The organism is Shewanella sp. GutCb (genome assembly GCF_002836135.1).
Lineage (GTDB): Bacteria > Pseudomonadota > Gammaproteobacteria > Enterobacterales > Shewanellaceae > Shewanella.
Genome location: NZ_PJBL01000027.1, coordinates 1 through 22,979, shown reverse-complemented (window position 1 = coordinate 22,979; position 22,979 = coordinate 1). Strand labels below are relative to the sequence as shown.

Here is a 22,979-nt window from a genome sequence, read left to right as displayed (position 1 = left end):
TCACTCTTACAAGGATCACTTGTTAAAAACCAAAGAGATATTGCATCCTAGCAACAATGCATTAACCTTATTCCAGTTATTACAATTTAATCACGTTTTGTCTTTAGGATTATTATATGCATTTTCAGGCTTCTGTTATTAGTCGAGCAATCGCTGCGTCAATTTGTCTTATATCTATGCCGAATATAGCTGAAGCACAGAGTGAGATTTTTGAAAGTCAATCAGGCACAATTTCGGAGGTTGGCGATATTGTACAAATAGCCCTCCCAGCCGGAGCCTTGATTGGTAGCTTATGGATTGGTGACACAGAAGGTGCCTGGCAGTTAACCAAAGTCGTTGCCACCACTGCAGCTATTACTCACACTCTCAAGTTTGGCTATGAGCGCCTCAGACCCGATGGCAGTGAAGCAAACTCTTTTCCTTCCGGCCACACTTCTGCGGCATTTTCTGGCGCGGCTTATATCCACCATCGATATGGTAATGCATGGGGGATCCCTGCGTACGCAGCAGCAGCCTTCGTAGGTGGCAGCCGCTTGTGGTCCAACAGACATTATGTCGATGATGTATTAGCGGGTGCTTCTATTGCGGTCATGAGCAGCTTATATTTTACCGATCCTTATAATCGAACAGATCTTGTGATTGCACCAAGCTTTGGTGAAGAGCATATAGGCTTAGCCATGAGTTATACCCCCGGCCTTGCGGGCAATAAAAGTCAGCCATCATCAAAAGGAAGTAGCGGTTGGGGTGAAAAAAAGAGTGAACTTAAACACAGCTACACACTGTCAATTGGTGGCTTTAACACCAAAGAAAATACTATTTACGAACAGGGTAAAAGTAGTTTTGATCTTAATGATTTCAGCAAAGAGTCTGAACCCAATACTTATGCTTCAGCACTGCTAAAATGGGGACTCGATGAGCAACAATACCTCGTTTTTGAATTCACCCCATTGGAAACCAGAGACACTGTAGTATTAAAAGAAGATATAAACTTTGGCGGTAAAAACTACTCAACGGGCAGTGAAGTCATTTCAGCCTATCGTAGCTGGTCGCTGTCTGGTGACTATATGGTTAAGTTACTTCCCGACAGTGCCTGGAAAGCGGATGTAGGGGCTGGATTAACTGTTGTCGGTCAATCTATTCGACTTGATAATTACGATGGCGATAACTTAAGTGAACACGATGATATCTTTATCGTTCCGTCTCTTGCTGTCGAAGCTGGCTATCAATTTACCGAGAGTATTTCTGCAAGTGTTGGCTACAAACTATCGGGTTTATCAGATTATGAGTCCGACTCTTTATGGGGAAGTATTGCGTACCAAATAAGTGAACGTTGGTCGACGTCATTATTCTACGGGCAATTTGCACAAAAGACTGATACCGATGAATATTATAATGATGCGATATTTGATTTTGGTGGTTTTTCTGTCGATTATTCTTTCTAAACTATGACTAAGAGCGATCTTACTAAGAACAATATTACTAACCTACTGATAGCAATATTGCTCTTAGTTAAAATGACATCTTACTTTATAAGGCGTCCGCTAACTGGCAGAGCCAAGTACCGCTCGCGCTGCTTTCAAATCGAAATGGTCATCTACTCTTAAATAAGCGACTTTTTCTTCAAGTACCACTATGGCCTCAACGACGCCAGTTAACGCTGACAATTCTGTTGCCATTGCTTTTGCACCAGGTCTGTCACTGACCTCAGCCTCTAAGGTATAACTCTTCAGCAACACTGGATTTTTCATACCCAAAGTCAGTAAAAGCCAAACGCACATTAAGCCCAATGCAACCGCAAAGACCCCTTCTGCGCCCACAAGCTGATAGGCACCACCACCCAATAAACCACCGCAAAATGCGCCTAAAAATTGGCTAGTAGAATATACGCCCATTGCAGAACCTTTATCGCCAGCAGGACAAAACTTAGCAATCAGACTTGGCAAAGAGGCTTCAAGGTAATTAAAACCGGTAAAAAACAGCACCACTGCAATACTCAATACCAGCAGATTGTCGGCAAATAGTGCCATCGAACCCAATGCGGCCATCATGAGCAGCAGTGCAATTTGAAACGTTGCTTTAGTATTATTACGCTTAACACCAATAATAATCAGCGGCACCATTAAGAAAAACGCGCCCATAAATGCTGGAAAATACAGCATCCAATGTTCCTCTTTGGCAAGCCCTGCATCGACTAAATCCAAAGGGAGTGCAACAAACACCGCGGTTAACACCAGGTGCAAAATAAAGATACCAGCATCAAGTCTAAATAATTGCGGGTCGACCAGCATGCGACGCAGCTTTTCAGGTGCTGCGACGGTGTCGCCTTTAGGTGCTTGTGAAATTGGGTCTGGCACTAATAACTGTACGATCAACATGCCTAGAACAGCTAAGCCTGCGGTCATAAAGAATAAGCCTGACAAGCCTAAATGCTGCGCAACAATGGGGCCGACTAAGAGTGATAATGCAAAGGAGAATCCAATACACATGCCGATAATGGCCATCACTTTAGTACGTTGTTCATCGCGGGTTAAATCGGCGGCTAACGCCAGAACAGCTGCGGCAATAGCGCCCATACCTTGCAAGGCTCGCCCCGCAACAACGCCATAAATAGTGTCGGCATTAGCAGCAACCAGACTACCTAGAGCGAAGACCAACAACCCGATTAAGATAATGGGTTTACGGCCGTATTTATCAGATAAGATCCCCATAGGGATTTGAAGAATTGCTTGCGTTAAGCCATAGGCACCAATAGCAATACCCACCCATAATGGTGAGAAGCCTTCTAGATGCTGTCCATAAAGTGCGAAGACAGGCATGATCATAAATAGACCCATCATGCGTAATCCAAATACACTCGCTAAAGAAAATGCGACTTTTTTCTCAGTCTTGGAAAGTCCGTTATTGGCCATTGCCCCCGCCCTGATCAGTGAACTCTAATTAAGTCGCGCAGTTTACCACGAAGTTTTTCATTAACCCAAAAGGAAAAGCAAAAGATGTATACTCAAGTCACCTTTTGAGCATTAACTGCAAAGCCGCATGCTCGCTTGGTTTCCTTTGTTTTTCCTGCAAAATCCACATATGTCTCCTACAATTGATAACTCACTTTGTCTATTGCCTCGCCCGGATTTGTGAGATACTTAACCACTTTTTTCGGCTTTGAGATCTGAACGCTAGATGGAATATATTGAAGTACGTGGCGCTCGAACCCACAATCTTAAAAACATCAACCTAACCATTCCCCGTAACAAACTAATTGTTATCACCGGGCTATCAGGTTCAGGCAAATCCTCATTAGCATTCGATACCTTGTATGCTGAGGGGCAACGACGCTATGTAGAGTCATTATCCGCCTACGCTCGTCAGTTTTTAAGTTTAATGGAAAAGCCCGATGTTGATCACATCGAAGGCTTAAGTCCCGCTATTTCTATCGAGCAAAAATCGACTTCTCATAACCCACGTTCGACCGTGGGTACGATTACCGAAATTTATGATTACTTAAGACTACTATTTGCCCGGATCGGTGAACCGCGTTGTCCAACTCATGGCGAACCATTGGCGGCGCAAACTGTCAGCCAAATGGTCGATAAAGTACTTGAGATGCCAGAAGGCAGTCGCCTCATGTTACTTGCCCCAGTGGTTAACGCCCGTAAAGGTGAACACGTAAAGTTACTCGAAGGCTTATCGGCACAAGGTTATATTCGTGCTCGAATTGACGGTGAAGTGTGGGATTTAACCGATCCACCAGAGCTCGACCTACATGTAAAACACACTATCGAAGTGGTCGTGGATCGCTTTAAGGTCCGTGATGACATTAAACAACGCTTAGCTGAGTCATTCGAAACGGCACTGGAACTCTCTGGTGGTATTGCCAAAGTGACCAGTATGGACCCTGTAGAAGGTAAAGCTAAAGCAGAAGAGCATGTCTTTTCGGCTAATTTTGCCTGCCCTGTTTGTGGCTATTCCATGGCAGAACTTGAACCGCGTATATTCTCGTTCAACAACCCGGCAGGGGCTTGCCAAACCTGTGATGGTCTTGGTGTTCAGCAGTATTTTGATCCCGAAAGAGTGATAACTAACACTGAACTGTCACTTGCGGGCGGTGCCATTCGAGGTTGGGATCGACGTAACTTCTATTACTTCCAAATGCTCACCTCGTTAGCCGATCACTACAAGTTTGATATAGAGAAGCCCTTCGAGCAACTCACCGATGATGTCAGAAAAATTGTGCTGTATGGCTCTGGAACACAAAGCATCGCGTTCAAATATATCAATGACCGCGGCGATGTTGTGGTCAGAAATCACCCTTTCGAGGGAATTTTAAATAACATGGATAGGCGTTACCGCGAAACAGAATCCAATGCGGTACGCGACGAACTCACCAAGTTTGTTAATACCCAGTCTTGCCAAAGCTGTGGTGGCTCACGTCTGCGTGAAGAAGCGCGTAACGTTTTCATTAATGAGCTCAATCTGCCGGTGTTAACTCATTGGTCTATTGGCGAAGCCATGAACTATTTCGACAATCTTGAGTTAACAGGTCAGCGCGCTCAGATCGCCGACAAAATCTTAAAAGAGGTGCGTGAACGTTTAGGCTTCTTAGTCAATGTAGGCCTTAACTACCTTAGCTTATCGCGCTCTGCCGATACGCTTTCAGGCGGCGAAGCTCAGCGAATTCGTCTTGCAAGCCAGATTGGCGCCGGACTCGTGGGCGTGATGTATGTATTAGATGAACCCTCTATTGGCTTACACCAGCGTGATAATGAACGTTTGTTGCAAACGCTGATTCATCTGCGAGATCTCGGTAATACGGTTATTGTGGTTGAGCATGACGAAGATGCCATTCGCATGGCCGATCATGTGATTGATATCGGTCCCGGTGCAGGCGTACATGGTGGACAAGTTATTGGTGAAGGCACGCTGCAAGATCTGCTGGAGTGTAAAGAGTCTATTACTGGCCAATACCTATCGGGTGAAAAACAGATCCACATTTCAACCGCGCGAACCGAATTCGATCCAGAGCAAATCATCGAGCTATTTGGTGCTTCAGGTAATAACTTGCAAGATGTTGATTTACAGATCCCTGTCGGACTATTCACGTGTATTACTGGGGTTTCCGGCTCAGGTAAATCGACCTTAATTAACGACACTTTTTATAAAATTGCCCATATAGAGTTAAACGGCGCAACCGTTGATGAACCCGCACCGTATAAGAGTATTGTCGGTATGGATCATTGCGATAAAGTGGTCGATATTGATCAAAGCCCCATTGGCCGTACACCGCGTTCTAACCCCGCGACCTATACCGGTATTTTCACCCCTATTCGTGAACTATTTGCAGCGACACAAGAGTCACGTACTCGAGGTTATCTACCAGGACGCTTCTCATTTAATGTCAAAGGCGGTCGTTGTGAGGCTTGCCAAGGTGATGGACTGATTAAGGTGGAGATGCACTTTTTACCCGATGTCTATGTGCCCTGTGATGACTGTAAAGCCCAACGCTATAACCGTGAAACGTTAGACGTACGCTTTAAAGGTAAAAACATTCACGAAGTGCTACAGATGACGGTAGAGGAAGCGAGACCCTTCTTCGATGCCATTCCTGCCGTAGCGCGTAAGCTACAAACCCTCATGGATGTTGGCTTGTCATATATCCGTTTAGGACAAAGCGCCACTACACTCTCTGGCGGTGAAGCTCAGCGAGTTAAACTGGCAAAAGAGCTGTCTAAACGTGACACTGGTAAAACGCTGTACATATTGGACGAACCCACGACTGGATTGCACTTTGCTGATATCCAATTATTGCTCGATGTATTGCACCGCCTTAAATCCCATGGCAATACCATTGTGGTCATTGAGCATAATCTAGATGTGATTAAGACGGCAGATTGGATTATCGATCTCGGCCCTGAAGGAGGTTCTGGTGGTGGTACAATTTTGGTAGCAGGTACCCCTGAACAGGTCGCTGAAAATACTGAATCTCATACAGCTCGCTTTTTAAAGCCGCTTTTAGCAAAGTAAAAGAGACAAATTAGCTTAATGCCAAGTAGTAATATTTTATTAGCCACAGGCCTAGTGTTCACACTAGGCCTGCTCATTTTAGCTGTGGTTGACCCATTGTTTGGTCAATGTAAATCCATCAAAGCACGAGTGATTAACAGTAATAATCAAACCAGCACTATCGCACTGCCTAATGGTTCAGTCGCACGTGTACCTGTAGGCAACTTAGAGGAAGAATCGCATGTACAGGTTGGGGTAAAACAGCGCCTATTTTCAGGTACTAGCGAATACAAGCTAACCTCCACCCCTCCGTTGTTGCTCAATGAGCACGCTAGCGATAAAAAAAAGTCGCTATAGCAAAGCGATATATGTAGGGTAAACGTCAAAGTAATATTTATATTGACTGGCATAGGGAAATTGCATGCGGTGTTTATTAGCGGCGATTGTTTGCTCGACTCTTATTGCTTGCAGCAGTGTTCCTCACTGCAATACGCATCCACAATCTCGTTGGGCTGACCATACTCAAATCAGCGCCGATATAACACAACTGGCCTCAAATGATTTTGCAGGACGGGATACCGGATCAGAGGGGGCAGCCTTAACAAGGCGTTATCTCATTGATCGCTTTCAACAGATTGGCCTTACACCATGGCAAGGCGACTACCAGCATCCCTTTAGTTACTCAGTCTCTTTTTCTGACAAAGTTGGGATTAATATTGCTGGAGTAGTATTAGCCCAAACACCGACAAAGCAATGGCGAATAGTGTTGGCGCATTACGACCACCTGGGCAGCAAAGGATCGCGAATTTATCACGGTGCCGATGATAACGCCTCCGGGGTATCAGGTTTACTGCAATTAGCTCAGCACGCGGTCACTCAAGCAAGTGATATCAATCTACTCTTCGTCGCGACCGATGCCGAAGAGCCGGGATTATACGGCGCCTACGCGCTAGTTGATAAGTTTACCGAAGTTAATACCCAACCCCGAATATCCCAAATAGAGCTTGCCATTAATTTAGATATGATAGGACGCCCCGATAGACGTCATGCTATCTATATTGAAGGGGCAAGGCGCTTTGACTCATTTAAACTCATGCAACAATCTATAACGCAGTCAAACCAACTTTGCGTTAAAACCAGACAGCCGAGATCATTTGATGGCAGTGTCATCAGCGTTGATTTTTTAAGGGCATCTGATCATTACCCTTTGCATAAAGCAAAGATCCCTTGGCTTTACTTTGGGGTACCCACGCATAAGGATTATCATCAACCGAGTGATACAGCAGATAAAATAGATATTAGTTTTGTTGCTGCTGTGGCTGAATCTGCTTACCAACTACTGATTATTGACAGTTTACTTCTCCAAAATAGCCCTTAGAAACGATGATTATTGATTTTCATGCCTAGTTAAACCATTAATTGGCCTACAAATTGCTTAGTAATCAATAAAAATAGCAGCATAAAATGGTAATACCAATTGCACCCTGCTATAATAATCGGCTTACTGATAAATGTTTCGGTGCGGGAAGTCGACACGGGGTTGATTTTCTGTCTATAAAAACCCAGGCGTAAATATTGCGCTCGCTATTCCACAAGGCTACAACCCATGTCATCCAATGAAAAAACTTTCCGCGAACTCGGTCTTTCCGAGCCTTTGTTGCGTGCTCTTGACGAGCTCGGTTATGAAAAACCAACGCCAATCCAAGCCGCGAGTATCGATCCTCTCATGGCCGGAAAAGATATTTTAGGTCAAGCACAAACAGGTACAGGTAAAACAGGTGCATTTGCACTGCCTCTACTGAACCGCATTGACCCAAAGACTAATTCTCCACAAATTTTGGTACTTGCACCAACACGTGAACTTGCAGTGCAAGTTGCTGAAGCTTTCGCAAGTTATGCAAAATTCATCCAAGGTTTGCACGTTCTGCCTATTTACGGCGGACAAAGCATGCAACAGCAATTAACGGCATTACGTCGTGGACCACAAATTATTGTGGGTACTCCAGGTCGCGTTATGGACCACATGCGTCGTGGTACTCTTAAGCTAGACTCGCTTAAAGCGATGGTGCTTGATGAAGCCGATGAAATGCTAAAAATGGGCTTCATCGATGATATCGAATGGATCCTTGAGCATACACCTAAGCAACGTCAACTCGCGTTATTCTCAGCCACTATGCCTGAGCAAATTAAACGTGTTGCGGGCAAATATTTAACTGAACCTGTACACGTTAAGATTGCGACAACAACTACTACTGTTGAAACAATTGAACAGCGTTTTGTACAAGTATCACAACACAATAAACTAGAAGCGTTAGTACGTGTTCTAGAAGTTGAGAAGACTGAAGGTATTATCATCTTCGTTCGTACTCGTAACAGTTGTGTTGAACTCGCTGAAAAGTTAGAAGCCCGCGGTTATGCTTCATCACCACTACATGGTGATATGAATCAACAAGCACGTGAACGTGCAGTTGATCAGCTTAAACGTGGCAAGCTAGACATTATTATTGCAACCGATGTTGCAGCTCGTGGTCTTGACGTTGAGCGTATTGGACACGTAGTTAACTACGATATCCCATATGACACTGAAGCTTACGTTCACCGTATCGGCCGTACTGGTCGTGCTGGTCGTACTGGTATGGCGATTCTTTTCGTTACACACAGAGAAATGCGTATGTTACGCACTATCGAACGTGCTACGAATAGCCGCATCTCACCAATGGACGTACCAAGCCCAGAGACAGTGACTGAACGTCGTCTTTCTCGCTTAGGTGAGCAAATTGGCGAATTGATTGCTAAAGATTCTTTAGACTTCATGAAAGGTGCAGTCGCTAAATTATGTCAAGAGCTAGAAGTTGATACTGATTTACTTGCAGCAGCTTTGCTACAGCAAGTTCAGAAAGATCGTCCTCTACAATTGCCATCAATCAACGAGCGTCAGCGCGATAGCCGTGATGACCGTAACACTCGTGACCGCAATGATCGTAGTGACCGCGCTCCTCGTGAACGTAGTGACCGTCCAGATCGTCCACGTCGTGAATCTCGCCCTACACCGTCTAGTATCGGTCTAGCTGATTCATTGAAGGATAATCCAGATGTTAAGATGTGCCGTTATATCATCGACGTAGGTCGTGAGAATGGCGTTGGCGTTGGTAACATCGTGGGTGCAGTTGCGAACGAAGCAAACATCGACAGCCGTTACATTGGCCAAATCCAATTGTTTGACCATGTGACTGCGATTGACCTTCCTGACGGAATGCCAAAAGACGTACTTGATCACCTTAGAAAAGTACGTGTATGTGGCCGTCCATTGAATATTCGCGAAGCTGCGGGTGAGACTTTCGAGAACACTGCTGGTGGTGGCGATAGCCGTCCTGCACGTCGTCCTCGTAAACCTGCAGGTGCTGGTGCAAGTACTGGCGCTGGCGAGCGTCGCCCTTCTGCTGACAGAAAGCCGCACCGTAAAGGTCCAGCTGGCGAGTAATTTCGCAAAGGTAACAGAATAATGTCAGTTTCTACTTGTGAGAAACTGACCTATATGTTGCAAACATAAAATCAATTTTATCCATCCGTGGAAAATTGACATAAAAAAGGAGCCTATGGCTCCTTTTTTGTTTTCGAATTTCTATCAATTAGCCGTCGTGGCTACGCATCTTGTAAGCCCTCTTAATCGATTCTTTTGTACTGTTGAGTCTCTTCTTGCTGCTTCAATGCCTTTATACATGCCTGACAGAGGCAGGATTTAGACTCTAATAGCGGATTAACTCGCTCTGCACTGACCGCAAGCTCAAGTACAGCCTTCGATGGAAATGCTTGCGTACGACACCAGCATTGTTCAATGCTCTTACCCTGCAATACTGAGCAGCCATTTTGAGACTGACATAGTGGGCAAATGGAAGGATCTATCGTCATTATATGTTGTCCGCTTATTTAGCTAATCTATCTGCGGGATGATTTACCCCGTCACAAAGAGTCACGCCGGTTAACTCGTAGGGGTTAATGCCCTCTATACAACCCACATTAACACCAAACTGGTTTGGATTTGAGCGCCGTTGATGGTGGGTATATATTCCACATACGCTACAGAAATAATGTTTAGCGGTACCAGTATTGAATTGATACAGCGATAGTTTATCTTTACCCGCAACGATCTTTAGCCCATCAAGCTCTGCAGAAGTGACGATGGTGCCACGACGCCTGCACATAGAGCAGTCACAGCGCCGCAAATCAATAATGCCGTCGGGTAGGTTAAGCGCCAATTTAACCGCGCCACAATGACAACTGGCTATATGTGTCTGTTTCATCGTTGATCCTTATCTTTGCTGACCGTTAATGTAACAAAAAGGGCTCGCGTTAACGAACCCTATTTCTCAGAAAAATCAATGCCTACTAACCGTAAGAGGCCTCACTAGCACAGCCATTAATCACTGCGTTTAGGGTTGTTCCCATAAGCTTTACTGCCAAGTTCAGCTTTACCGTCAACACTGCTGCCATAGTAGCCTTGGTGTTTATGATACTTGCCTTTCAGTTGCTTTATATCACCGGTAAATCTTGGGTCTTGTGGGCGCTCTTGTGCATTAATGTATGCCGCAACGTCCCAAGCTTGTTGATTACTCAACTGAACACTTTTGCTGAATGGCATATTTTCATAAATAAAATAAGCCGCGGTATTAACTCTATGCATCCCCGCGCCCCAGTTAAAGCTCTGTGGCCCCCAAAGTGGTGGTAATGAGTAAACCCCTGCACTCTCATAACCTTGCCCGTCAGCACCGTGACAAGACTGACAGTGAACTTGATAGACCTCACTGCCTCGCTTGGGTGAGTATGCCAGCTTAGGCGCGGCAATTTTAGGGAATCCCTTTCCTGGCAGTGCAGCACGCTCAGGCTGAGTCATGGCAGTTTTTACGGCTTCAGGTAGCGGCATATCTTCGCGCTTACCCCCTTTAAGCAGCTCGCTATCAGATAATTCGGGGACTGCATCAGTTACACCTGCTTGATCCATTAAACCACTCATGCCGAGCCAGTAGGAATAAGCCGAGAGCGCGACCAGCTCTTTGCTGCCTGACGCTGGCGGCGTGCCATTCATTGAGTAGGTAAAACACCCTTGAAGACGCTCTTCATAGGAATTAACTTTATCGTTTTTCTTGCGATAGGCTGGATAGGCAAAATACGCAGCCCATAGCGGTGCTGCGTTGGCACGACGACCCGCGTTCATATGGCAATTCGAACAGTTGAGATTATTACCGACATAGCTATCTCGCATCTGCTGTGAATTAACAAATAACTGATAGCCAAAGCGAACTTTATCGCCAAACTCACCTTGGGGAATCGAGCTTAAATCTCTAGGGACTAAATAAGCTTGACCAACTTGCTTGGCCTTAGCAATAAGCTCAGTCTGTTTATCCGGCAGTTCTTGCGCTTGTACCAGCAAGCTAGGACTAAGGCTAATAATGAGCCAACTTAAATGAGATACTTTCATGGTTAACCCCTTATTTTAATTCTGCGAAATACTTCGATAATGCATCAATTTCGGCACTGGTAAGTTTGTCAGCAATGGTCCCCATCACACCATCTTGATCGCCACTGCGGGAATCTTTCTGCCACGCTATCAACTGGTTCTTAATGTAGGATGCTTGCTGACCTGCAAGCCGTGGAAATTCGCCCACACCAAGCCCTGAAGGTCCATGACAGGTAACACAAGCTGGGATGACTCGTTGCCAATCGCCTTGATAGACTAGCTGCTCAGTTGGATTTTCATATACCGCTTTCTCACCCCGTAGATGAGGTGTAACGATAGGCACGTCGAATGATGAAAAATAGTCAGCAACAGCATAAACAGCATCACCTTGGAGGGTCATTGACATAGGCTGCATGGTCGCATTCTGTCTTTTACCGGTCTGAAACAACTTAATTTGTTTGGCGATATAATCAGCAGATAGCCCTGCTAATCTTGGGCCAAGAGGCTCTATGCCTTGCCCTTGAGGGCCATGACAACTGCCACACAGCGCTGCCGAAGGCGGCATAGCCGCATAAGAGGATGCACTTAGCACCAATAAAGCACACGTTTTCAATCCACGTTTCATTTTTATATCTCCATCAGTTGATGGTTTTAACAATAGCGCTTCTGAAAAATAATTGCTCATTAAACAGTTAAATCAGAAAGATATCGACTTTTAAAAGAAAAATGACTATGAGAAGTTAATTTTATACGCTAATGCTCGACACTCTAGAAAGTAGCTGCATTCCGCGAAAGGGTCTTGCTTAGTGCATTCCATTATGACTACTCCATTACCTCCCAATTGCTGCACTTTATACTTTAAGTCGCGCAACAACATGGAATAACCAGGTTTGGGGGAGTTCGGCGCTTTTTGACAATAAGATGAAGCCACATCTCCAATCATTTGTGAATCGAAACTGTAAATGTCTTCTACCGAGTACTCTACAACTTTTGTGGCTTTAAGCGTGTCTCCGACATATTCAGGCGTGACATTACTTTGAAACTGCACTCCCTGACAGCCAGCCAAATAGAATAGTGCGCAAAAAACGGCCAGATCCTTCGCTTGATTATCCATAATCTACCTTTCCTTTGAAATACATAATGCTAGCTTAAAATATCCTCTTATCTAAATAACCTTAATCTAAATAGGTTCAATAAACAAAAAAACCAACAACCTAACAAGTAGGCTATTGGTTTATTCTCGCTGACTAAAGAGGATTTGTTTATTTACCAGGGCGAACACCAAGAGTGTGGCATATCGCATAAGTCAGTTCTGCACGGTTCAGCGTATAGAAATGGAAATCTTTAACCCCTTCTCGAGATAAGACTTTAACCATATCAATCGCTACGTTGGCTCCGACCATCTGACGGGTTGTCGCATCATCTTCAAGGCCTTCAAATTGGCGGTGTAACCAGCTTGGAATGGATACATTAGTCATGGCCGCAAAGCGCTTAGTTTGGTTGAAGTTAGTCACTGGTAGGATACCTGGGACAATTTCAGCATCGATGCCTGCTGCAGCGCAGCGATCACGGAAACGTAAATAAGATTCAACATCAAAAAAGAACTGTGTAATCGCGCGGTTAGCACCTGCGTCGATCTTCTTCTTAAGGTGGATAAGATCTGCTTGAGCATTGCTTGCATCAGGATGCACTTCTGGGTAAGCCGCAACAGAAATATCAAAGTCTGCCACCGAGCGTAGCAGACGAACGAGATCATTAGCAAAACGTGTTGGTTTGGCACTGCCTTCAGGCAAATCGCCACGTAGAGCGACGATGTCACGAATACCGCTATTCCAATAATGCTTAGCCAGTTCTTTGAGTTCTTCATCACTCGCATCCACCAATGTTAGATGCGGAGCTGCAACTAAATCAGTCTCTTTTTGAATGCGTTCAATCACGCCATGAGTACGATCTCGAACCCCCGAGTTTGCACCGTAAGTAACAGACACAAATTTAGGATTAAGTGGCTCAAGACGACGAATAGAGTTCCACAATAGCTTTTCCATCTCTGGAGTCGAAGGCGGGAAGAATTCAAAAGAAACGTTTATATCATCTTTTAGCTCAGATAAGCTCTGGTTCAATGATGTCGCATGTTGTGCATGATGAAAGCCCATTTCTATTTCCTCTACTTCAACTCGTTAGTCTAGCCATTTTCAATATAGCCGTTTGGACGTCTATATGTCCATATACTAGAGAAACTGAGATTGAAGTCAAGTGTAAAAAGCAGGCAAGTGCGTTTTTTTCTTCGGACAATAAAATAGCCCGCTAATTCAGCAGCAGAATGTACCAATAGAAATCGAATACGCAGGCCTTAAAACCAAAAAATGCATGCCAGCGTAACTGACATGCATTGTTTAATTAATCGCTTAGCTGCTTCAATCAGCCTTACAATATTATTCCTGCAGTAAGTCTCGGCAAATATGCGCTAAGTCAGATTGCACCGCTGCTGCAGTCACCTGTCTTCCGGCTCCAGGCCCACGAATAATCAGTGGATTGTCTTGGTAGAACTGGCTGCGAATAACAAACACGTTATCGCCCGGCGTTAAGTTGGCATACGGATGACTATTATCAACCCATTGCAGACTCACTTCGGCCTTTAATTTACCATCAACTCTATCTAACGCGGCGACATACCTAAGCACTTTATCTTGCTCAACTGCAGCTAAATACTGCTGTAGCATATCGTCATCAAGCTCATCAATACGTGACAAAAATTGTGCTAAAGGTAGCTCGGCAAGATGCTTAGGCACCAATGACTTAAGCTCAATATCTTCAAGCTCAATTTCTAAGCCAATTTCACGTGCCAAAATGAGCAACTTACGCTGCATATCACGACCCGATAAATCATCACGTGGATCGGGCTCTGTGATCCCCAATCCTCGCGCTTCAACCACCAGCTCAGAGAAGGGTTTAACTGCATCATAGTTTTCAAATAACCAACATAAGGTACCTGAAAATATGCCACCGACCGCTTCTATACTGTCACCGCTGTTATGCAGATCATTAATGGCATGTTGTATCGGAAGTCCGGCACCACAGCTGGCGTTATAACGCCAAAACAAGCGGCGATTACCCAGTTGTAGTTTTAGCTCGCGATAAAAAGGCAGTGGTCCAGATCCTGCAAGTTTGTTGGCACTGACAACATGAATACCGCGGGCAAAAAACTCCGGGTATTGCAGCGTTAGATCGGCGCTGGCACTGATATCAAGCGCAATAACTTCATCACACTCAAGTGCTTGTAACTCATCAAACAAGTGACTGTACTGCCAAGGTGTTGCATCTTGCTCAAATACTGTTTTCCAAGAATCCAGTGCTATTCCCGTATCGCTAATCAAGGCTTTTCGGGAGCTAACCAGCCCGACAAGCTCAACACTGGCCTCAATCTCTTTATTTAAGGCCGCTCGTGCGCCGTTAAATAGCTCTATCCAAGCTTCACCAATATTGCCGACACCCAAGAGCAATACGCCAATACGTTTACGCGGGCCTGCACATCGACGATGCACTTTTTGAGTCAATAAGTTCACCTGCGATTGCGGCACTAATGTCACCAAGCTCATGCCGTCATTAAACAGCGGGCGAGCATTACGGCTGAGTAATCGAGCAAAACCACGACGATAAAGGTCCGCGTCGGCACTCACTAACGCAACCAGACCGAAATCATCTCTAATTTGAACATCAGTAATACCGAGCGCTTCGTTATTAGCATCGAGCAACGCTTGAACTTGCTTCTGATTCTCAAGGGTAACGGTTAATTCAACCCGCTTTTTCGCAAGCGACCAATGCGCTAGCGGATAAAGCCCTGAATCAGTTAGCAAACTTAACAATGCAGATAAAGCCCCATTCAACTGAATGTTAAACAGTGACACCCGGTTTAGATTGGTCACCACTGGCGCACTGGCTGACGAGCTTTTAGGCGCTATCAGCGTAAAGTCGGTATGTGATGCATAACTTGAGCGAACAGCAAGACTCACTTCAGTATCAAACAAGGGTTGCAAGGTACGATTGTGCAATACTGGCGAACCTAAATGCGCCAGACGATTGGCCTCGTCTAACGATAGGCTGCTCAATAGCTTGGCATCATTAATCTTGTTCGGATCGGCGTTAAATACACCCTCAACATCGGTCCAAATAGTTACCCGTTCAATATCCGCCAAACTGGCAATTAGCGTGGCACTAAAGTCAGAGCCATTACGGCCTAATAACAAGGTATCGCCCTTGTCATTGGCACAAATAAAGCCAGTGATAATGAGTCGTTCATTTGGATGAGCTGCAATGAGTGTTTGCACTCTTTGACGCGAGTCTTGCAAGCGGATCTGTGGCACTGCGCCTTCATCTGCGATCAGTAAGGTACGCGCATCAACATCAGATGCAGCCACACCAGACTCTCGTAATAACGCCGCCAGTAAACGGGACGACCAGCGCTCACCAAAACTCACCACTTGGCTACTTTGGTAATCGTTGATAGATTCTATAGACAACAAGCTGATCAGTTGCGCTTTATCGTTTGATAGTCGCTCTCTAAGCGAGCGAGCTTGCTCATTCGACAATAACTGTTCGATCAGCTTTTGTTGAAAACTAATGAGTATTTGTAGCTCTTCCTGCCATAACTGCTGAGTCGTGCTCAGCTCAAGTAATCGATACAGAAAGTTAGTGCTTTTTCCTGCCGCAGAAACCACGACAAGATCGTCACTGTTACCATGAGTCAGGAGAATATGTGCAACGCGACGATAGCAGTCTGCGTCAGCTAAACTGGAGCCACCAAATTTATGTAAGTGACAGCGTGCCATCTTAAACCCCTTTAATTAACAAACGACAGCTGCATTGAGTGCAGCTTCAATATCGGCAACAAGATCGTCAGCATCTTCAATACCAACTGAAAGACGAATAAGGGTGTCTTTAACCCCTGCTTGTGCGCGTGCCTCAGGATCCATCGCTCGATGCGTCATGGTTGCAGGCACGGCCACTAGACTTTCTACTCCTCCGAGGCTTTCTGCAACAGAGAAATAATTAAGATTTTTTAAGAAAGCGACTAACTGTTCCTCCCCGCCTTTTAGCTCAAAGCTGAGCATGGCACCAAAGCCTTTTTGCTGCTTGGCAGCAATTTCATGACCAGGGTGATCTTTAAGGCCGGGGTAATACACTTTCTCTACCGCGCTATGACGGGTAAGAGTAGCAAGGATCCGCTGCGCATTCGCCTGATGTTCACGAATTCTCACTGCAAGTGTTCGAATTCCGCGCAATGTTAGATAACTATCAAATGCACCGCCGGTAAGCCCCAAGGTATTTGACCACCAATGCAATAATTCGCCCAGTTCAGCATCTTTCGCCACCACGGCACCGCCGACAACATCACTGTGGCCATTGATATATTTTGTGGTCGAGTGAATAACAATATCCGCACCCAACAGCAGAGGCTGTTGCAAGATGGGCGATAGAAAGGTGTTATCAACCACAACAAGCGCGCCAACTTCATGGCTGGCAGCACTGATCGCCGTGATATCAACAACCCGTAACAATGGATTTGACGGTGTTTCTAGCCACACCATCTTAGGTTTGTTAGCAATGGCTGTCGCCAATGCCGCTGCATCGGTTTGATCAACCACTTCAAGTTTAAACTGGCCTTTCTTAGCAAGATTGGTAAATAGACGATAACTACCGCCATAACAATCATGAGGTACCACCAACAAATCATCTGGCCCAAGTAAACTGGTGGCTAAGGTGATTGCAGCCATCCCAGTGCAAGTCACAACGCCAGTACAGCCTTTTTCGAGCTCAGCAATAGCGTCACCCAAGATTGACCGAGTGGGATTGCCTGAGCGGCTATAATCGAAATCTCTTGGATTTTTGTGGCCATCAAAAGAATAATTGGTAGAAAGATAGATCGGGGGTACAACCGCACCGTGTTGGGTATCGGACTCAATGCCTTGGCGTACAGCTACAGTGGCTAGTTTACGCTCGGTCATGTACTACTCCTCTTGCTATATTTTCTTACTAGGGATGTCTGGACGTCTAAATGTACCTAAGCAATTCACCCTAGTCAACCAGTTTAGCCGTTTAGACGTCTAAGCATTTAGAAATCTATTTGCATTTGTCATAAAATAGAGGCAATAATTTGACTGTGCTGCATAAGAGGTTAAAATCTGCCCCGCATTTAAAAATTACAGGTGAGTCAATGACTGAGTGGAACGGCGATTATATCAGCCCATATGCTGAACACGGAAAAAAGAATGAGCAAGTTAAAAAAATTACTGTCTCTATTCCTTTAAAAGTACTCAAGGTGCTTACCGATGAGCGTACACGCCGCCAAGTGAATAACTTACGTCATGCCACCAATAGCGAATTGCTCTGTGAAGCGTTTCTACACGCCTACACAGGACAACCGTTGCCAAATGATGGTGATCTATCAAAAGATAGGCCGGATAGCATGCCTGCGGAAGTTAAACGCTTGATGGATGAGATGGGCATTGAGTGGGAAGAGCTAGAGTAAACCAGCTCAGTATTTGCAAACAAGGATCGCAAAGCGGTCCTTGTTTGCATTCGCTCGAGTAAAAAACCAGAAGCCGCGCCCTTCGGGTTCGTTTCTGTGCTGCTATTTTTTTATGACAAAAATGCGTTATGAGCTTTCGCTCAAACCTTGTCATAAAATCATTATTCTTTATTACAAAGACTCGAACAAAAAATAAGCTCGAAAATTTAACAACCTCTAGGTAGCCAAATGTTAGAGCCAAGCACGCTCATTCTCGCCTCAATCATTATATTTTGTGGTGCATTAACACAGAGTTTAATTGGCTTTGGTTTAGCTGTCATCGCAAGTCCGCTGTTATATATTATCGAACCCTCCCTAGTGCCAGCATCAGTCATTATGATGGGATTCTCTACCGCTGTATTGACGCTTTTTAGAGAGCGTGGTCAGCTTGAGTTCAACGGACTGCAGTATGCGCTACTGGGACGTATTCCTGGCGGTATCTTAGGCGCTACGCTTATCGTAATAGCCCCTCAACCTATTTTAGGGCTGGCAATTGCTCTTATCGTTGCGCTCGCCGTTGGCTTTAGTTTGATGAAGTTTAGTATCCCTGTGAACCGTGTAAGTCTGTTTATTGCTGGGATCCTCTCAGGCGTCTTTGGCAACATTGCCGCCATTGGTGGTCCGCCGTTGGCAATATTACTCGCAGGTAAAGATGCCGGCCAGTTTAGAGCAGCCCTTTCAGCTTTCTTTATTTTCAGCTCAATGATTGCTTTGACCATTTTGGGGTTTGCAGGGCTGCTAAAGCTTGAGCATTTGTGGGCATCGTTAATGCTATTGCCCTCAGTCATATTGGGCTATGCCGTTGCAGGCAGATTGGTAGGCAGAGTCGATAAACAAAAAACCAGAGCTTTCACTCTGGTTTTATGTAGTTTCAGTGCACTTATCTTAACGATTAAATCGGTTATCGAACTCAGTTAACTCAGCTATAAATCGATAAATCATGGCGTGTTAGAAGTGATATGAGGTTTGCAATACGCCACCGATGGCTTCATCGCTGCCAAACATCCCAGTAAAGTCTAGGAAAAATGATTCTCCAAAAGCAAAGCCAGAACCAATAGAATAAATGTTAGCCGTTGAATCTTTCATGTCGTGACGATAGCCCACTCGCAATGACATCCAGTCAAATGCACGTACTTCGCCTCCTACGCGCCAATATTGGGTGCCATCAAGTTCTTTAAACTTCTTATTCTCAATTAAATCAACATCGGTAGTGACCGTTAATCGCCTCCAGTCATAAGCAACACCCGCGGTAACTAAAGGCTCAACACGGTAGGTAAACTTTTGCCCTTCAACTTCAATGGTATCGACATCTTGGCTAATCAAATTTCGACCTGATAAACCAAAGACTAAGCCGTTGATAGGTTCAATAGCCACACCGACATCGACATTGAAACTGGTTTCATCGTTACGATATTCAACATCATCAAAGTCGCTGGCAGAGAAGTTGTTCGCGCTAGCGCGATAGTTATAAGTGTCAATGCGTTGGAACTTAGGTGATATACCGACAGAGATCGGCATATTAACGATAGAAAGCGGGAAACTTAACGCAATACCTAAATCAGAAACAGCGCCTCCAATAACTTGACCACTTGACGCTAAGTCTGTCACTGCAGGCGGATTATTGGCATCTAAATTCGCCAGCGCATCAATATCAGATTGAGCAATGTCGGCAACACCAACGGCGCTAACATAACTTTTATAGAAAATGGCCATTGGCATTCTTTGATGCGGAATGGCCACGCTAAAGCCAAGACCAGCACTGGCATAAGCTGATGTGCCTTTTAGTGATTCTAAATCGAGGATCAAATCATCTCTGTAAACATCAATATTGGCACTATTACCTGCATCTATGGCTGCGGCTAAACCATCATAGGAGCTAATAAGAGAGTCGAATTTATCAATCATGTTGTCGCTGTCGGCCATATCAACACCCAATACCGGCATCAGTAATACAGCTGAGTTATCTTTGTGCGCATTTAAACCGAGAAGAGCAGGATTGACGAATGCAGCCCCCTCATTATTAGATGATGCAACACCTGCGCCGCCCATCGCATCGCTACGAGCCTCATAATACTCTTGCCCTGAATAGGCAAAAAAGCTGGGGATTAATGCACACAATAGCGCTAATTTACGTAGTTTCATCCATTCCGCCCTTTTTATGTCCTTAACGCTTTAACACCAATACGGCCCAAATCGAAAAAAGGTCTTAAATTGTTTTTTCTTATTAGAGTTATTCTAAGCCAAAAAAAACAACTATGGGATAAAAAGTTAACCTTAAAACAACATTTTTATTACCAAAGTTTCATCCAAGTATTCAAATATCTTCAATCACTTGCAGTAAAGAGCGATTTTTACTGACTTATCTCCTCATTAAGCAAACGATTCCAGTGATTTATTTAATTAGCGCAGTGCCCTCACCTAAATGTCGAAGGACTCGACCAAATAGGCACTGAAACTGATGACTGTGATCATTAAATCTAGTCCCTAAAATAATGTTAACAATGCCATCGTTAGTCTCAATAAATAGCCTACAGACATTTTCCAAGCTCACTTCGTTGATAAACGGTTGCCACAGTGGTCATCAATATTAGTTAAAGCAAAGCCTTAACTAATTCTATCAACTAATGGGCTTAATATAATAAACACAGCAATTGAACAAAAATCATCTATATTGAACAATAGGGGAAACTTTTGAGCACCGCTGTGAGTCTACATAAATAGGTTAATGTTGCACTTAACCTAGCCAACACGCTGTTAAAAACAGGAGTGACTATGCATCTAATCATGAAATCTCAGTTCGACGAACTTCGCCTTAATGATGAGTATGAATACAGCACCAATGATAGAGGCGGGAAGAAGGTTGTTAAGATCTATAAAGACGGTGAGCTCATAGCAAAAAAAATTGCTATCAAACATTCAGTGCAATACTTTGGCGTTACTGGCGTTGAAGCATTATTACAATCAGAACCAGAACACTGACCGATATAAAGCTTAAACATAATCATTGAAGTGAGCAGTGGTAAAACTAATGAACTCGCGCAATCGGGCAGGCTGGAATTTGTCTTTATTGTAAAGTAGGTATAGAGGCGTTGCGGGAATCATCCAATCGTCAAAAACGTGTACCAATTCACCTTTGCTCAACTCATCAATACAATAAATCTCAGGCAATCGCACTATACCTTGCCCCGCTAATGCACTGCTTTTCATTACCCTGCCATTTTTACAACGAAACTTACCCGTAATTGCCACGTCGGTTTTTTGCTTAACATCCTCTTTTTGCTGAAAGCTCCAGTGATTAACCGTGCCGATAATGCAGCTATGCTCGTTCAGTGCCTTAGGGTGTAAAGGCTTACCTTTTTGCTCAAGATAACCAGGTGCAGCCAGTGTGCAGTTATTAATATCCATCAACTTACGCGCGACTAAACCTGAGTCCTCTAACTCGCCCATACGAAAGACCAAGTCAAAATGATCTAACACCAGATCAACTCGCTGACTGCTAAAGTCCAAATTAATGCTGATATTAGGTTGCGCACTCATAAAGTCATTAACCAAGCGGGTAACAACCTCCTCACCGATATAACCGCCAACGCAGTTAATGTTGATGTTGCCCTGTAAGTTCTGCGCATTATCAACAGTTTGAGCCACCGCTTGCTCCACCACATCCAACGCATGCTGACAGCGCTCGTAAAAGAACTCACCTTGATCGGTTAGCCTTTGCGCCCGAGTAGTACGCGTTATCAAGGTCACTCCAAGATAACTTTCTAGTTGGGTCAGTTGCTTGGATAGGTGCGAGCGAGAGCATGCCAACTGATCTGCAGCCAAGGTAAAGCTTCCCTGCTCGGCAATCACGGTAAATGCTCTCACATCTGCTAAATTTAAGTCTTTGTACATTTGATAGCTTCTACCCTAAAACGGAATAACCAGCTTACATTACACTCATTCAATTAGGAGTTATATGTAAACAATGATGTTCGCTATGCATTATATATCAACAATCGGCATCTCGTTAAAATACTCCCAATTCGACATGATTAACGTAGAAACTGCCTACTCAATTGCATGACTGGCGTAATACATCTTACTGAGGTTTATATGAAACAACTTATCGTAATTACTGGTGCATCTTCAGGTATCGGCGCAGCAATGGCACAAGCATTTAACGCTAAAGGTCACCCACTACTGTTACTTGCTCGTCGCGTTGAGCCTATGGAAGCACTAAAGCTTGAAAATGCTTTGTGCATAAGCGTTGATGTTACTGACGCTGCAGCAATGAAAAGTGCGATAGCAACAGCTGAAGCTAAATTTGGCCCCGTTGGCGGCTTAATCAATAACGCCGGTGTTATGTTACTCGGTGCTGCTGATGTACAAGATCCTGCAGAGTGGAGCCAGATGTTGAACATCAATGTGATGGGTGTGCTTAATGGCATTCATGCTGTTCTTGCAGACATGAAAGCCCGTAAAACAGGCACTATCATCAACGTTAGCTCTATTGCTGGCCGTAAAACGTTCCCTAACCATGCCGCTTACTGTGCAAGTAAATTTGCTGTTCATGCACTAACAGAAAACATCCGTGAAGAAGTAGCAATGGACGATGTACGCATGATTACTATCGCCCCTGGCGCAGTTGAAACAGCTCTGCTTAGCCACACAACGAATGAAGACATTAAAGCAGGCTATGAAAAGTGGAAAGAGTTCATGGGTGGTGTCATTGAGCCATCAGCAGTTGCAGACGCTGCGGTATTTGCCTTTGAACAACCACAAAATGTGTGTGTGCGTGAAATCGTATTAGCACCCACCCGCCAACAGCCTTAATCATTATCGCTGTGGTAATCATGCTTGTTAAGAGGTAAATACTGTCCTCACAGCCATGACATCCTAAGCTATCAAATAAAGCCCTGTTAACGAAAGTTAGCAGGGCTTTATTTTTACCGTGTATTAACGAATTAATATCACTTTAGAGATAGC

The 22,979-nt window shown here is 44.6% G+C and carries 20 protein-coding genes; 9 read left to right on the top strand and 11 right to left on the bottom strand.

What is annotated here, in order from left to right; all coding sequences use genetic code 11:
• The first annotated feature begins 116 nt into the window (after window positions 1–116).
• Complete coding sequence (locus CXF86_RS16510) at window positions 117–1,442, top strand: phosphatase PAP2 family protein (protein ID WP_102039547.1); 1,326 nt, start codon at window positions 117–119, stop codon at window positions 1,440–1,442.
• Window positions 1,443–1,541: 99 nt separating this feature from the next.
• Here the strand turns inward: CXF86_RS16510 and CXF86_RS16505 are convergent, their stop codons facing one another.
• The gene (locus CXF86_RS16505; RefSeq protein WP_102039546.1) at window positions 1,542–2,909 is read right to left on the bottom strand and encodes an MFS transporter; all 1,368 of its coding nucleotides are present in this window, start codon (window positions 2,907–2,909) and stop codon (window positions 1,542–1,544) included.
• A 265-nt stretch (window positions 2,910–3,174) separates the two neighbouring features.
• Here CXF86_RS16505 and uvrA point away from each other — a divergent pair, with 265 nt between their 5' ends.
• The 4 genes from uvrA to CXF86_RS16485 all read left to right on the top strand — a co-directional run bounded on the left by uvrA (window position 3,175) and on the right by CXF86_RS16485 (window position 9,475).
• On the top strand, window positions 3,175–6,015 hold the full coding sequence (gene uvrA, locus CXF86_RS16500; RefSeq protein WP_101089441.1) for an excinuclease ABC subunit UvrA: 2,841 nt from the start codon (window positions 3,175–3,177) through the stop codon (window positions 6,013–6,015).
• Between the two features lie 18 nt (window positions 6,016–6,033).
• The gene (locus CXF86_RS16495) at window positions 6,034–6,351 is read left to right on the top strand and encodes a hypothetical protein (protein WP_102039545.1); all 318 of its coding nucleotides are present in this window, start codon (window positions 6,034–6,036) and stop codon (window positions 6,349–6,351) included.
• A gap of 64 nt (window positions 6,352–6,415) precedes the next feature.
• Entirely contained in the window at window positions 6,416–7,372 is a 957-nt protein-coding gene (locus CXF86_RS16490) for a M28 family peptidase (RefSeq protein ID WP_102039544.1), read from the top strand.
• Between the two features lie 228 nt (window positions 7,373–7,600).
• Window positions 7,601–9,475: a DEAD/DEAH box helicase gene (locus tag CXF86_RS16485; protein WP_102039543.1), complete on the top strand. Its 1,875-nt coding sequence runs from the start codon at window positions 7,601–7,603 to the stop codon at window positions 9,473–9,475.
• A 182-nt stretch (window positions 9,476–9,657) separates the two neighbouring features.
• Here CXF86_RS16485 and CXF86_RS16480 read toward each other — a convergent pair whose 3' ends face one another.
• The 8 genes from CXF86_RS16480 to metB form a co-directional block, all read right to left on the bottom strand.
• Window positions 9,658–9,903: a cysteine-rich CWC family protein gene (locus CXF86_RS16480; RefSeq protein ID WP_102039542.1), complete on the bottom strand. Its 246-nt coding sequence runs from the start codon at window positions 9,901–9,903 to the stop codon at window positions 9,658–9,660.
• 14 nt (window positions 9,904–9,917) lie between these two features.
• Window positions 9,918–10,295, bottom strand: coding sequence for a GFA family protein (locus CXF86_RS16475; protein ID WP_102039541.1), 378 nt, complete (start codon window positions 10,293–10,295; stop codon window positions 9,918–9,920).
• Window positions 10,296–10,411: 116 nt separating this feature from the next.
• Window positions 10,412–11,470: a c-type cytochrome gene (locus CXF86_RS16470; protein WP_102039540.1), complete on the bottom strand. Its 1,059-nt coding sequence runs from the start codon at window positions 11,468–11,470 to the stop codon at window positions 10,412–10,414.
• 10 nt (window positions 11,471–11,480) lie between these two features.
• On the bottom strand, window positions 11,481–12,074 hold the full coding sequence (locus CXF86_RS16465; protein WP_102039539.1) for a c-type cytochrome: 594 nt from the start codon (window positions 12,072–12,074) through the stop codon (window positions 11,481–11,483).
• Between the two features lie 105 nt (window positions 12,075–12,179).
• On the bottom strand, window positions 12,180–12,563 hold the full coding sequence (locus tag CXF86_RS16460) for a hypothetical protein (RefSeq protein ID WP_102039538.1): 384 nt from the start codon (window positions 12,561–12,563) through the stop codon (window positions 12,180–12,182).
• 148 nt (window positions 12,564–12,711) lie between these two features.
• Window positions 12,712–13,602, bottom strand: a complete 891-nt coding sequence (metF, locus tag CXF86_RS16455) for a methylenetetrahydrofolate reductase (RefSeq protein WP_101089450.1) — start codon at window positions 13,600–13,602, stop codon at window positions 12,712–12,714.
• 279 nt (window positions 13,603–13,881) lie between these two features.
• Window positions 13,882–16,275, bottom strand: a complete 2,394-nt coding sequence (locus tag CXF86_RS16450) for a bifunctional aspartate kinase/homoserine dehydrogenase II (RefSeq protein ID WP_102039537.1) — start codon at window positions 16,273–16,275, stop codon at window positions 13,882–13,884.
• A gap of 15 nt (window positions 16,276–16,290) precedes the next feature.
• On the bottom strand, window positions 16,291–17,451 hold the full coding sequence (metB, locus tag CXF86_RS16445) for a cystathionine gamma-synthase (protein ID WP_102039536.1): 1,161 nt from the start codon (window positions 17,449–17,451) through the stop codon (window positions 16,291–16,293).
• Window positions 17,452–17,660: 209 nt separating this feature from the next.
• On the opposite strand from metB, the gene metJ reads away from it, so the two are divergent.
• Both metJ and CXF86_RS16435 read left to right on the top strand, forming a co-directional pair.
• Window positions 17,661–17,975 carry a met regulon transcriptional regulator MetJ gene (gene metJ, locus CXF86_RS16440; RefSeq protein WP_101089453.1) on the top strand — a complete coding sequence of 105 codons (315 nt, stop codon included), beginning with the start codon at window positions 17,661–17,663 and terminating at the stop codon, window positions 17,973–17,975.
• 228 nt (window positions 17,976–18,203) lie between these two features.
• Window positions 18,204–18,932 carry a sulfite exporter TauE/SafE family protein gene (locus tag CXF86_RS16435; RefSeq protein WP_101089454.1) on the top strand — a complete coding sequence of 243 codons (729 nt, stop codon included), beginning with the start codon at window positions 18,204–18,206 and terminating at the stop codon, window positions 18,930–18,932.
• Between the two features lie 30 nt (window positions 18,933–18,962).
• Here CXF86_RS16435 and CXF86_RS16430 read toward each other — a convergent pair whose 3' ends face one another.
• Complete coding sequence (locus CXF86_RS16430) at window positions 18,963–20,156, bottom strand: conjugal transfer protein TraF (RefSeq protein WP_102039535.1); 1,194 nt, start codon at window positions 20,154–20,156, stop codon at window positions 18,963–18,965.
• A 630-nt stretch (window positions 20,157–20,786) separates the two neighbouring features.
• On the opposite strand from CXF86_RS16430, the gene CXF86_RS16425 reads away from it, so the two are divergent.
• Window positions 20,787–20,993, top strand: coding sequence for a hypothetical protein (locus CXF86_RS16425; protein ID WP_101089456.1), 207 nt, complete (start codon window positions 20,787–20,789; stop codon window positions 20,991–20,993).
• Between the two features lie 12 nt (window positions 20,994–21,005).
• On the opposite strand, the gene CXF86_RS16420 is transcribed toward CXF86_RS16425, so the two are convergent.
• Window positions 21,006–21,905, bottom strand: coding sequence for a LysR family transcriptional regulator (locus CXF86_RS16420; RefSeq protein ID WP_102039534.1), 900 nt, complete (start codon window positions 21,903–21,905; stop codon window positions 21,006–21,008).
• Window positions 21,906–22,106: 201 nt separating this feature from the next.
• Here CXF86_RS16420 and CXF86_RS16415 point away from each other — a divergent pair, with 201 nt between their 5' ends.
• On the top strand, window positions 22,107–22,826 hold the full coding sequence (locus CXF86_RS16415; protein ID WP_102039533.1) for an SDR family oxidoreductase: 720 nt from the start codon (window positions 22,107–22,109) through the stop codon (window positions 22,824–22,826).
• The last annotated feature ends 153 nt before the right edge of the window (window positions 22,827–22,979 follow it).

Coding starts and splice junctions, on each gene's coding strand:
- CXF86_RS16510 (WP_102039547.1), top strand. CDS start 117: ATGCATTTTCAGGCTTCTGTTATTAGTCGAGCAATCGCTGCGTCAATT.
- CXF86_RS16505 (WP_102039546.1), bottom strand. CDS start 2,909: ATGGCCAATAACGGACTTTCCAAGACTGAGAAAAAAGTCGCATTTTCT.
- uvrA (WP_101089441.1), top strand. CDS start 3,175: ATGGAATATATTGAAGTACGTGGCGCTCGAACCCACAATCTTAAAAAC.
- CXF86_RS16495 (WP_102039545.1), top strand. CDS start 6,034: ATGCCAAGTAGTAATATTTTATTAGCCACAGGCCTAGTGTTCACACTA.
- CXF86_RS16490 (WP_102039544.1), top strand. CDS start 6,416: ATGCGGTGTTTATTAGCGGCGATTGTTTGCTCGACTCTTATTGCTTGC.
- CXF86_RS16485 (WP_102039543.1), top strand. CDS start 7,601: ATGTCATCCAATGAAAAAACTTTCCGCGAACTCGGTCTTTCCGAGCCT.
- CXF86_RS16480 (WP_102039542.1), bottom strand. CDS start 9,903: ATGACGATAGATCCTTCCATTTGCCCACTATGTCAGTCTCAAAATGGC.
- CXF86_RS16475 (WP_102039541.1), bottom strand. CDS start 10,295: ATGAAACAGACACATATAGCCAGTTGTCATTGTGGCGCGGTTAAATTG.
- CXF86_RS16470 (WP_102039540.1), bottom strand. CDS start 11,470: ATGAAAGTATCTCATTTAAGTTGGCTCATTATTAGCCTTAGTCCTAGC.
- CXF86_RS16465 (WP_102039539.1), bottom strand. CDS start 12,074: ATGAAACGTGGATTGAAAACGTGTGCTTTATTGGTGCTAAGTGCATCC.
- CXF86_RS16460 (WP_102039538.1), bottom strand. CDS start 12,563: ATGGATAATCAAGCGAAGGATCTGGCCGTTTTTTGCGCACTATTCTAT.
- metF (WP_101089450.1), bottom strand. CDS start 13,602: ATGGGCTTTCATCATGCACAACATGCGACATCATTGAACCAGAGCTTA.
- CXF86_RS16450 (WP_102039537.1), bottom strand. CDS start 16,275: ATGGCACGCTGTCACTTACATAAATTTGGTGGCTCCAGTTTAGCTGAC.
- metB (WP_102039536.1), bottom strand. CDS start 17,451: ATGACCGAGCGTAAACTAGCCACTGTAGCTGTACGCCAAGGCATTGAG.
- metJ (WP_101089453.1), top strand. CDS start 17,661: ATGACTGAGTGGAACGGCGATTATATCAGCCCATATGCTGAACACGGA.
- CXF86_RS16435 (WP_101089454.1), top strand. CDS start 18,204: ATGTTAGAGCCAAGCACGCTCATTCTCGCCTCAATCATTATATTTTGT.
- CXF86_RS16430 (WP_102039535.1), bottom strand. CDS start 20,156: ATGAAACTACGTAAATTAGCGCTATTGTGTGCATTAATCCCCAGCTTT.
- CXF86_RS16425 (WP_101089456.1), top strand. CDS start 20,787: ATGCATCTAATCATGAAATCTCAGTTCGACGAACTTCGCCTTAATGAT.
- CXF86_RS16420 (WP_102039534.1), bottom strand. CDS start 21,905: ATGTACAAAGACTTAAATTTAGCAGATGTGAGAGCATTTACCGTGATT.
- CXF86_RS16415 (WP_102039533.1), top strand. CDS start 22,107: ATGAAACAACTTATCGTAATTACTGGTGCATCTTCAGGTATCGGCGCA.